This is a genomic window from Bradyrhizobium sp. PRIMUS42 (assembly GCF_023006515.1).
Taxonomy (GTDB): Bacteria; Pseudomonadota; Alphaproteobacteria; order Rhizobiales; family Xanthobacteraceae; genus Bradyrhizobium.
In genome coordinates this window covers 1-9,221 of sequence record NZ_JALBGZ010000204.1, presented here as the reverse complement: position 1 = coordinate 9,221, position 9,221 = coordinate 1, and the positions used below count along the sequence as shown (strand labels likewise).

The 9,221-nt window shown below is 65.2% G+C and carries 9 protein-coding genes, 1 other RNA gene and 1 pseudogene; 8 read left to right on the top strand and 3 right to left on the bottom strand.

What is annotated here, in order from left to right:
- From MOV75_RS17180 to MOV75_RS17170, 3 genes and pseudogenes are all read left to right on the top strand, one after another.
- Window positions 1–323, top strand: a pseudogene (locus MOV75_RS17180) (ABC transporter ATP-binding protein); the annotation flags it as partial.
- 55 nt (window positions 324–378) lie between these two features.
- Window positions 379–1,785, top strand: coding sequence for an MATE family efflux transporter (locus tag MOV75_RS17175; protein ID WP_246923006.1), 1,407 nt, complete (start codon window positions 379–381; stop codon window positions 1,783–1,785).
- Window positions 1,786–1,858: 73 nt separating this feature from the next.
- Window positions 1,859–3,169, top strand: a complete 1,311-nt coding sequence (locus MOV75_RS17170; protein ID WP_246923010.1) for an O-antigen ligase — start codon at window positions 1,859–1,861, stop codon at window positions 3,167–3,169.
- On the opposite strand, the gene MOV75_RS17165 is transcribed toward MOV75_RS17170, so the two are convergent.
- Window positions 3,128–3,871, bottom strand: a complete 744-nt coding sequence (locus tag MOV75_RS17165; protein ID WP_246923055.1) for a sulfite exporter TauE/SafE family protein — start codon at window positions 3,869–3,871, stop codon at window positions 3,128–3,130. The two genes, MOV75_RS17170 and MOV75_RS17165, sit on opposite strands and share 42 nt — an antisense overlap.
- A 224-nt stretch (window positions 3,872–4,095) precedes the next feature.
- Here MOV75_RS17165 and MOV75_RS17160 point away from each other — a divergent pair, with 224 nt between their 5' ends.
- Window positions 4,096–4,359, top strand: a complete 264-nt coding sequence (locus tag MOV75_RS17160) for a hypothetical protein (RefSeq protein WP_246923059.1) — start codon at window positions 4,096–4,098, stop codon at window positions 4,357–4,359.
- Window position 4,360: 1 nt separating this feature from the next.
- Here MOV75_RS17160 and MOV75_RS17155 read toward each other — a convergent pair whose 3' ends face one another.
- Window positions 4,361–5,731 carry a PLP-dependent aminotransferase family protein gene (locus tag MOV75_RS17155; RefSeq protein ID WP_246923015.1) on the bottom strand — a complete coding sequence of 457 codons (1,371 nt, stop codon included), beginning with the start codon at window positions 5,729–5,731 and terminating at the stop codon, window positions 4,361–4,363.
- A gap of 49 nt (window positions 5,732–5,780) precedes the next feature.
- On the opposite strand from MOV75_RS17155, the gene MOV75_RS17150 reads away from it, so the two are divergent.
- Complete coding sequence (locus MOV75_RS17150; protein ID WP_246923017.1) at window positions 5,781–6,236, top strand: DUF983 domain-containing protein; 456 nt, start codon at window positions 5,781–5,783, stop codon at window positions 6,234–6,236.
- 72 nt (window positions 6,237–6,308) lie between these two features.
- Window positions 6,309–7,022, top strand: a complete 714-nt coding sequence (locus MOV75_RS17145) for an alpha/beta fold hydrolase (RefSeq protein WP_246923022.1) — start codon at window positions 6,309–6,311, stop codon at window positions 7,020–7,022.
- Between the two features lie 183 nt (window positions 7,023–7,205).
- Here the strand turns inward: MOV75_RS17145 and rnpB are convergent.
- Window positions 7,206–7,622: RNase P RNA component class A (rnpB, locus tag MOV75_RS17140), an RNA gene on the bottom strand.
- Window positions 7,623–7,772: 150 nt separating this feature from the next.
- On the opposite strand from rnpB, the gene MOV75_RS17135 reads away from it, so the two are divergent.
- Entirely contained in the window at window positions 7,773–8,126 is a 354-nt protein-coding gene (locus MOV75_RS17135) for a YciI family protein (protein WP_246923026.1), read from the top strand.
- Window positions 8,127–8,145: 19 nt separating this feature from the next.
- Window positions 8,146–9,221: RNA polymerase sigma factor (locus MOV75_RS17130; protein ID WP_247006242.1), on the top strand; the 1,076-nt coding region annotated here is incomplete at its 3' end.

Genomic DNA, 9,221 nt, shown 5'->3' with positions numbered 1-9,221 from the left:
AGCGGCAGCGCGTGGCGCTGGCGCGCGCGTTCCTCGCGGACGCGCCGGTGCTGATCCTGGACGAGGCGACCTCGAGCCTCGATTCGGAATCGGAGGCGCTGATCCAGCAAGCGATGGAGCGGCTGATGAAGGGCCGTACCTCGATCGTGATCGCGCACCGGCTATCGACGGTGCGCAGCCTCGATCGGATCCTGGTGTTCGACCGCGGCGAGATCGTCGAGCAGGGCACGCATGCTGTGCTCGCGGGCAAGCCAGGGGGCATCTATCGCGGCCTGTTCGAGCGCCAGGTGGTGGAGCTCGGACATATCGCAGCAGCGGAATGAGGCGCGCGGCAGCGGGGCAGATGTCCCGATGCATCGTGGCCAAGGATGGAATGACATGAAAGACCTGACGAACGGCTCCATCGTTAGACACATCCTGGCCATGACGCCGCCGATCATGGTCGGCATGATCTCGATCATGATCTGCCAGCTGGTCGATTTGTACTTCGTTTCGGGATTGGGCGATGCCGCCGTCGCGGGCGTCGCCGCGGCGGGCAATGCCGGCTTTCTCGTCAACGGGCTGATGCAGGTGCTCGGCGTCGGCACGGTGGCGCTGATCGCGCATGCCGTGGGACGCAAGGACCGATCGGACGCCAACCTGATCTTCAACCAGGCGATCGTGCTGTCGGCGCTGTTCGGAGTGCTGACTCTGGTCGCAGGTGCCGCGCTGTCGCGCCATTACATGCGCTCGATTGCCGCGGATCAAGCCACGATCGAGGCTGGGACCACTTATCTGCTGTGGTTCATGCCGGCGCTCGCCTTGCAGTTCGTGACCCAGGTGATGGGATCTGCGCTGCGCGCCACCGGTATCGTACGTCCCTCCATGCTGGTGCAGGTGCTTGCCGTGACTATCAACATCGCGCTGGCGCCGGTGCTGATCTCGGGGTGGGGCACCGGCTACGCACTCGGCGTTGCCGGGGCGGGGCTGGCAAGCTCGATCGCCGTCGCCATCGGCGTGCTGATGCTGCTGGCGTACTTCCGCAAGGTCGAGCGCTATGTCGCCTTCAATCCGGCGCAGTGGCGCCCGCAGCCGCGCCATTTGAAGCGCATCCTCAATGTCGGCCTGCCGGCCGGCGGCGAGTTCGCGATGATGTTCATCTTCATGGCGGTGGTCTACTACGTGCTAAGCGATTTCGGCGCGGCAGCGCAGGCGGGTTTCGGCATCGGACAGCGCGTCCTCGCCCTGATCCAGATGCCGGCGCTTGCGGTTGCGCTGGCGGCCGGCCCGATCGCCGGCCAGAATGTCGGTGCCGGAAACGGCGCGCGCGTGCGCGAAACCTTCGTCCAGGCGGCGTTGATCGCCACCGTCGTGATGATCGGGTTCATGTGCGTGGCGCAGCTCAAGCCCGAATTCTTGCTCGCCGGTTTCTCCAACGACCGGGAGACGATGGAGATCGCCTTCCTGTTCTTGCGCATCATCTCGCTCAACATGGTGGCGCAGGGCCTGATCTTCACCTGCTCGAGCATGTTTCAGGGCCTCGGCAACACCAAGCCGGTGCTCCTGAGCTCGGCGACGCGCGTGTTCACCTATTCGCTGCCGGCGATCTGGCTCTCGACCCGGCCGGGCTTTCGCATGGAATACGTTTGGTATCTGTCGGTCGCGGCGACCACGTTCCAGGCGGGCTTAAGCCTTTGGCTGCTGCGCCGCGAGTTCGGCAAGCGTCTGGCTTTGGCGGCAAAGAAGAAGGCTCCTGAGCAGGAGAGCCCAGAGCCGATGGTGCCTGTCGCCCGCGAGCCTGCGTAACGGCAGCTTGTTCCATCCTGGCTGGTCCGGCTAACTTGCCGGGCGGTGTGGATGATCGGCTGCAGAAGAGTCAATGACCGGAGTGACGAACGAGCAGCAGCGGGTGTCTTGGCTCGCCGCAATCTGGGCGGCGCGCTATCGCACGCCGGCCCGCTTCGTCGCGCTGATCGCTCTGCTGCTGCCGTGGACCACGACCGGGCTGATCTTTGCGCTCATACCCTGGCTGATCGCGTTCGCGTTCGTCGATCTCCGCGAATTTCCGCGTTCGCTGCTTCGTCCGATCTGCCTGCTGCCGATCGCGCTGGTCGCGCTCGCCGCCGTCGGCACGCTCTGGTCGGATGCGCCGTGGCCGGAACGAATCCATGCGATAGGGCCGGCAACGAAGCTGCTGGTCATTCCGCTCCTGATCTACCAGTTCGAGCGCTGGCCCTACGGCCATTGGGTGTTTTACGCGTTCCTGGCGTCCTGCACGGCCTTGATGCTCTATTCCTTCGCCGTCGCCATCGACCCGGCACTCTCGCTGAAGCTCTATCTGTCGCGTGGACCCTACAAGGTCGAAAGCGGGATCGCGGTGCGCAACTATATCGACCAGAGTCAGGAATTCGCGCTCTGTGCGCTGGCGTTGGTCTATCCGATCGTGGCGCTGCTGCGACAACGCCGCATGACCATCGCGGTGCTGTTGGTGGCACTCGCGATCGGATTCCTCGCCAACATGATCTTTGTCGTGGTTTCGCGCACGGCGCTGGTGACGCTGCCGATCCTGGTGATGGTGTTCGCGCTCCTGCATCTGCGCCGACGTACGGCGCTGCTCGTCGTAGGCGCCATGGTGTTATTGGCCCTGCTGCTCTGGAACGTCTCGCCGAATCTGCGCACGACGGTGGCCAAGTTCGGCGGAGACTATGAGCTGAGCGTGCAGGATGGTCAGGTCAGTGGTATGGGCTCACGCTTGGAGTATTGGCGAAAGTCCCTGGGCTTCATCGCCGATGCGCCGTTGGTCGGCCATGGCACCGGCTCGATCCGCGGCCTGTTCGCAAGCGCGGCTGCCGATGCGAAGATCGATCCACTGCGCGGGGAGATCGTCAGCAACCCGCACAATCAGACCTTTAGCGTCGCCGTGCAGTGGGGCGTCGTCGGCGTCCTGATCCTCTACGCGCTCTGGTTTGCGCACCTCTCGCTGTTTCGCGACGAGGCGCTGGCCGCTTGGATCGGCCTGCTGGTCGTGGTGCAGAACATGCTGACCTCGCTGCTCAACACCCATTTGTTCGACTTCACGCCGGGCTGGGTCTACGTGCTCGGCGTCGGTGTCGCCGGCGGCATGGCGCTGGCGAGAAGGGGCGCAAGGCTAGTGCACGCCAAAACTGTTCCAGACCAGGCCGAGGCCTGACAGAAACAAGAGGCCGAGCACGACATCGCCGAAATGCTTGTCGCTCAGCGCGTGATAGACGCGCGCACCGGCCCATGCGCCGATCAAGGTGCCCGGAAACGCGATCAGCGCCAGCCAGACCACCTTGAACTCAACGAGGCCCGAGGCGGTCTGCAGCACCAGCGCGGTGGCAAGCACCGTGAAATTGAAGAGCTGGAAGATGCCGCGCCGCTCGTGCTTGTTCCAGCCGCGGATGTTGGCCCACAGGATCGGCAGCGGACCCGACAGGCCGGCGAGGCCGCCCAATATGCCGCCGGCAAAGCCGATCGCGCCGTCGGCGATGCGGCCGCCGAACGTGATGGCGAGCGGCTTCTTGTTCAGGTACAGCGCGCTCGAAAAGATCAGGAGCAGGACACCGACGCTCAGCTTGAAAACTTTTGGATCGGCCGAGGCGACCAGCGTGGTCCCTAGCGGCACGCCGATCAACCCGCCGATCAGGAACGGCCAGACCAGCGAGAGATCAAAACTCTTCCACATCGAGGGCAGCGTCGAGGTCTGCGCGATCACGGAGCAGATCAGCACCAGCGGCACGGCGAGCGAGGGCGGCAGCACGTAGAGCCAGATGCCGAGCGCCATCAGCGCCGTGCCGAATCCCGCCAGCCCCGAGACGAAGCCTCCGGCCAGCGCGCCGAACAGCAGCAGGACGTAGGTGAGCATTTCCAACAGATCGTCCTCTTCGCCGGGCGATCCCGAAGTGTTGATCGCAATCGCTCGCATAACACGCTTGCTGCCATGCAGGTCAATCCACGCTGCACGCAAGCGTGATCTGCGGCCTCGGGCTTTCACGGCAGATGCGCCTACATGACGGTCGTACCTCAATCTTGGGGCCGCCCGAAATGATCATCCGCTCGGATCGATCGGTCCCGAATGCGATGATGGAGAATGAAATGACCCGCGCCAAGATTGCCGTTGCAGCCGCGCTGCTGGCGGCGGCGCTGACGCCGACAATGGCCCAGGCGCAGCTTTCCGAGCCCGCGGCTTACCAGGCCGCCCATCCCGACCGCGATGTGCTGAATGGCGGCCAGCTCACGCCTGCAGGACGCGCGGCGCGCGGGCTGCAGGGAATGCCTGACGATGCGTATGCATCGCAGGTCTATCCGTCGCCTGCGGCACCGGCCGTGCGCTCCAGCCATCGCCGTCATCGTCGATGATCTAGACGATCTGCCTGGTGTCGGCGGGCTTCTGCAGCGCGCCGACCAGGATGCGCAGCGCTTCCGTCAATTCCGATCTGTTGCGTGCCGCCCCCAGCGAGACGCGTGCCGCGTGCGGCGGTGTCCCATCGACTGTGAAGGCATCGCCGGCGACGACCGCAAGTCCATTCCGCAGGAGATGTGCGGCGAGATCGGGCCGGTCCTCAGGCAGCCGCAGCCACAGATGATGCGCGGCGGGCTTGGCCTGGAACTTGAAGCCCTTCAGCGCGCGCTGCGCGAGCTGCTGACGTCCGACCGCCTCGCTCCGGATGGCGGTGATGATGCGATCGGCAATGCCGCTTTCGATCCAATGCGTCACCAGCGCGACCATCAGCGGCGCCGGCATCTGCACGGTCGCCTGCAAATATGTCCGCATCTCCCGCTGTGCGTCGCTGTCGGGCGTCACCAGATAGGCAACGCGCAGCGCCGGCGCGATGCATTTCGACAGCGTGGTCGCCAAATAAGTCCGCTCCGGAATGAGGCCCGCGATCGGCGATGCCGAGCGGTCGAGCAGGCCGTAGGCGTCGTCCTCGATCAGGATCGTGTCGGTATCGCTGATGATCCTTGCGATGGCGCTGCGCCGCTCGGGGGAAAGCGTCGCGGTGGTCGGATTGTGCAGCGTCGGAATGAGATAGACGGCCCTTGGCCGGTGCACGCGGCAAGCCTTTGCCAGCGCATCGGGAAGGATGCCGCCCTCATCCATGGCGACGCCGACGAGCTTGACGCCGAGCCGCGACGCGGCGGCCTTGATGCCGGGAAATGTCAGCGCTTCCGTCAGCACGATGTCGCCGGGGCGTGCGAGATAGGCGAGCAGGTTGAACAGGATCGTCTGCGCGCCCGGAAAGATCACGAGCTTGTCCGCCTGCGCGTGTGGCACCCGAGCACGCATCCAGCGCGCGGCGACCTCGCGTTCATGTGCGCTGCCGCCGGGCGGCTGATAGTTGAGATACGCCGTCAGGCCCGATTGCCCCCGGATCGCTTCCATCCCGGCGATGATGCGTTCGTCGAGCTGCGCCTCGAGCGGATGAGGCGGCACGTTCATCGAAAGATCGATCGCGACGGGATGCGGCAGGTCGGCCGCGCGGCGCGCGCTGGTCTCCGACACGAACGAGCCCTGTCCGACGCGAGCTTCCATGATGCCGCGGCGCCGCGCCTCGGTGTAGGCGCGCGTCACCGTGGTGAGGTCGATGCCGAGCGCTTTTGCGAGAGCGCGCTGGGTCGGCAATTGCTGGCCGCGCACCAGCCGGCCGGCGGCGATGTCGGCCTCCATGGCCTCGACGATGCGCTGGTAGCGCGGCCCTGAGAGCTCCGAGATTGTAGGAGTCCAATCCATGCAATTTAGGCCCATATCCTTTGAATGTATGGATGCAAGATAATATTGTATGGATCGTTGGAAAGGAAGAGGTGTGGTCATGACGGTCTCTCTGGCAAAGGCGATGTGGCGGGGCTTCAGCGGCAAATGTCCAAATTGCGGGGAAGGGCGCATGTTCGGCCACTTCCTCAAGGTGGCTGACGCTTGCGACCATTGCGGCGAGGAGTTGTTTCACCAGCGCGCAGACGACTTTCCGGCCTATCTTGTGATGGTCGTGGTCGGCCATCTCGTGGTGCCGGCGATCCTTGCGGTCGAGACCGCCTACGCGCCGCCGGAGTGGTTGCAACTCGCGGTGTGGCTGCCGGTGACGCTGTTCGCTTCGCTCGCATTGTTGCAGCCGACCAAGGGCGCCATCGTCGGGCTGCAATGGCAGCTCGGCATGCACGGATTCGAGGCGAGCAAACTGCGGCGCGAGGCGGATGAGCTTGCGCCGGTGCTGGTGAAGGCGGATACGCGCGCGGCATAAGCGGCCGCAGCGTTTACATCGCGCGGCCTGCCGCTACACTCCATCGTATCAACAAGAACGATGGAAACGCCGATGGCCACGCGTGCGAAGACCTTCCTGCTCTGTCATGGCGCCTGGTCCGCCGGGTGGGCCTGGAAGAAGATGCATCCGCTGATGGCTGAGGCCGGTCACCGCCTGGTGGCGCCGACCTGCACCGGCCTTGGGGAGCGCGCGCATCTTGCCAGTCCCTCGATCGACCTCGAGACGCATATCCAGGACATCCTCAACGTCATCAGATTCGAAGATCTCAACGACATCGTGCTGCTCGGCCACAGCTATGGCGGCATGGTCGCCACCGGTGTCGCCGATCGCGCCCGCGAGCGCGTGACGCAATTGATCTATCTCGACGCCTTCGTGCCGCGTGACGGCCAGTCGCTGTTCGATCTCCACGGGGATGGACGCGAGCCGATGCGCAAGGCCGCAAGCTCCGGCGACGGCTATCGTGTTCCGCCGAACCCGCCGCCGCCGGATACGCCGCAAGCTGATCTCGACTGGCTGAATGCCCGCCGGGTGGACATGCCGATCAAATGCTTCGAGACGAGATTGAGGCTCGCACATGGCGAGCCATCGATGCCGCGCAGCTACATCTATTGCACGCGCATTCCACCGGGCGATGTGTTCGGACAGTTTGCCAAGCGCACGAAGAGCGAGGACGGCTGGCGCTATTTCGACCTCGACGCCAGTCATGCACCGAACGTGACGGCGCCGGAGGCGCTGATGGCGGTGTTGGAGAAGATCGTCGCGTAACTCTCGCCGTCATTCCGGGGGCTCGCGCAGCGAGAACCCGGAATCCATCAGGCGGCAGGGCCGGTGGATGAATGGATTCCGGGCTCGTGCCGCGCACGCCCCGGAATGACACCATCTGAATGGCTGCGCGTCGGCCCAAATGGTGAGGGGCCCGGCGCATTCACGCCGAACCCCTCGTTGCAAGATATCAGCCGGCCTGTAAGCCGGGTTCTGTAAGGCACCGTCCGCTTGCGCGAACGATACGTGACGGCCATTCCTCTGGGACCGTGTTTGCACACGGCCTCGAGCAACCTACCCGGACGGCGGGCCTGACATCGCCCCGCGGCGTTATCGCTTGCGCGAACAGCCCGCTACGCCGTCCCTATTCGGTTTTGCTCCCGGTGGGGTTTGCCATGCCGGCTCCGTTGCCGGACCCGCGGTGCGCTCTTACCGCACCTTTTCACCCTTACTTCCTCCGAAGAGGGAGCGGTTCGTTCTCTGTGGCACTTTCCCTGGGGTCACCCCCGCCGGACGTTATCCGGCACCGCATGTCAAGGGAGCCCGGACTTTCCTCCCCGGCGGCCTTTCGGCGCTTGCCGGAGCGGCCGTCCGGCCGACTGACGGCTTACGCATGGAGCATTTGTGACGGTTCCGTCAAGCCGAGATCGCCGCGCACGCGGTATCGGAAATAAATTATCCTGAAGATGTCGTTTGGAGCGTGCCCCGTTCGACTGGGTGTCGGCGACAGAGCCGAACAACAGGAGTGAAGCGATGCAATATCTGCTGATGATCTACCAGAATGAGGTCGAGTACGCGAAGATTGACACGGGCACCACCCAGAAGATGTCGGCGGAGTATGAGGCCTTTACGCAATCCATCATCCGGAACGGCAATTTCAAGGCCGGCGATCGGCTCCGCCCGACCACGACTGCGACCACGGTGCGCGTGCGCGATGGCAAGACGCTGACGACCGACGGTCCGTTCGCGGAAACGCGCGAGCAGCTCGGTGGCTACTATCTGATCGAGGCCAAGGATCTCAACGCTGCGATCGAGATCGCAGCGCGAATTCCGAGCGCGCGCGTCGGTTCGATCGAGGTGCGGCCGATCTGGGTTTACGACAAGTGACGGCTGAGCTGCGCGTCGCATGACCCCTTCCGAGATCGATAAGATCTTCCGCGACGAGGCGGGGCGGGCGCGGGCCACGCTGATCCGCCTCGTCGGCGATTTCGATCTCGCCGAGGACGCGCTGCAGGACGCCTTTGCGGTTGCGCTCGAACGTTGGCCGGCGTGCGATCTGCCCGACAATCCGCGCGCCTGGCTGGTCAATGTCGCCAAGCACAAGGCGATCGACAGGGTTCGCCGCCAGGCGGCCTTCCGCGGCAAGCAGCAGGCGCTGGTGCACGAGCTCGAGCTGAACGCGCAGGCGCCCGAAGAACTGCCGGCAGTGCTCGACGACGACATGCTGCGGCTGATCTTCACCTGCTGCCATCCGGCGTTCGCAGCCGAGGTCCAGGTCGCGCTGACGCTGCGCACGGTCTGCGGGCTGTCGACCACGCAGGTCGCGCGCGCCTTTCTCCTCAGTGAGGAGGCAATGGCGCAGCGGCTGGTCCGCGCCAAGCAGAAGATCAGGCTCGCCGGTATCCCCTATGAGGTGCCCGAGCGCGGTGCGCTGGCGCCGCGGCTCGAGGGCGTGCTCGCCGTGATCTACCTCGTCTTCACCGAGGGCTATGTCGCGACCGCCGGCGCGGATCTGATGCGGCCCGATCTTGCGGCTGAAGCCATCCGGCTCGGCCGCTTGCTCGACCGGCTGATACCGGATCGCGCCGGTATCAAGGGCCTGCTGGCTTTGATGCTGCTGCACGATGCGCGCCGCGCCGGGCGCGAGACGACGGCCGGCGATATCGTGCTGCTGGAGGAGCAGGACCGCATCCTGTGGGATCGCGCGCAGATCGAAGAGGGCCTGCGTTTGGTCGACGATGCGCTGCGCGTCCCCGGCCGGCCGCAGCCTTATGCCGTACAGGCCGCGATTGCCGCGCTGCATGCGCGTGCGCCGAGCTTCGAGCAGACCGACTGGCGGCAGATCGCCGGGCTCTACGAGGTGTTGCTGCGCATCGGTCCCTCACCGGTGATCGAGCTCAACCACGCCGCCGCCGTGTCGATGGTCGATGGGCCGGCACGCGCGCTCGATCTCGTCGATGCGATCAGCGCGCGCGGCGGGCT

What these genes read in the sequence shown, in the direction of transcription:
- MOV75_RS17175 (WP_246923006.1), top strand. Translation starts at nt 379, where the DNA reads ATGAAAGACCTGACGAACGGCTCCATCGTTAGACACATCCTGGCCATG.
- MOV75_RS17170 (WP_246923010.1), top strand. Translation starts at nt 1,859, where the DNA reads ATGACCGGAGTGACGAACGAGCAGCAGCGGGTGTCTTGGCTCGCCGCA.
- MOV75_RS17160 (WP_246923059.1), top strand. Translation starts at nt 4,096, where the DNA reads ATGACCCGCGCCAAGATTGCCGTTGCAGCCGCGCTGCTGGCGGCGGCG.
- MOV75_RS17155 (WP_246923015.1), bottom strand. Translation starts at nt 5,731, where the DNA reads ATGGATTGGACTCCTACAATCTCGGAGCTCTCAGGGCCGCGCTACCAG.
- MOV75_RS17150 (WP_246923017.1), top strand. Translation starts at nt 5,781, where the DNA reads ATGGATCGTTGGAAAGGAAGAGGTGTGGTCATGACGGTCTCTCTGGCA.
- MOV75_RS17145 (WP_246923022.1), top strand. Translation starts at nt 6,309, where the DNA reads ATGGCCACGCGTGCGAAGACCTTCCTGCTCTGTCATGGCGCCTGGTCC.
- MOV75_RS17135 (WP_246923026.1), top strand. Translation starts at nt 7,773, where the DNA reads ATGCAATATCTGCTGATGATCTACCAGAATGAGGTCGAGTACGCGAAG.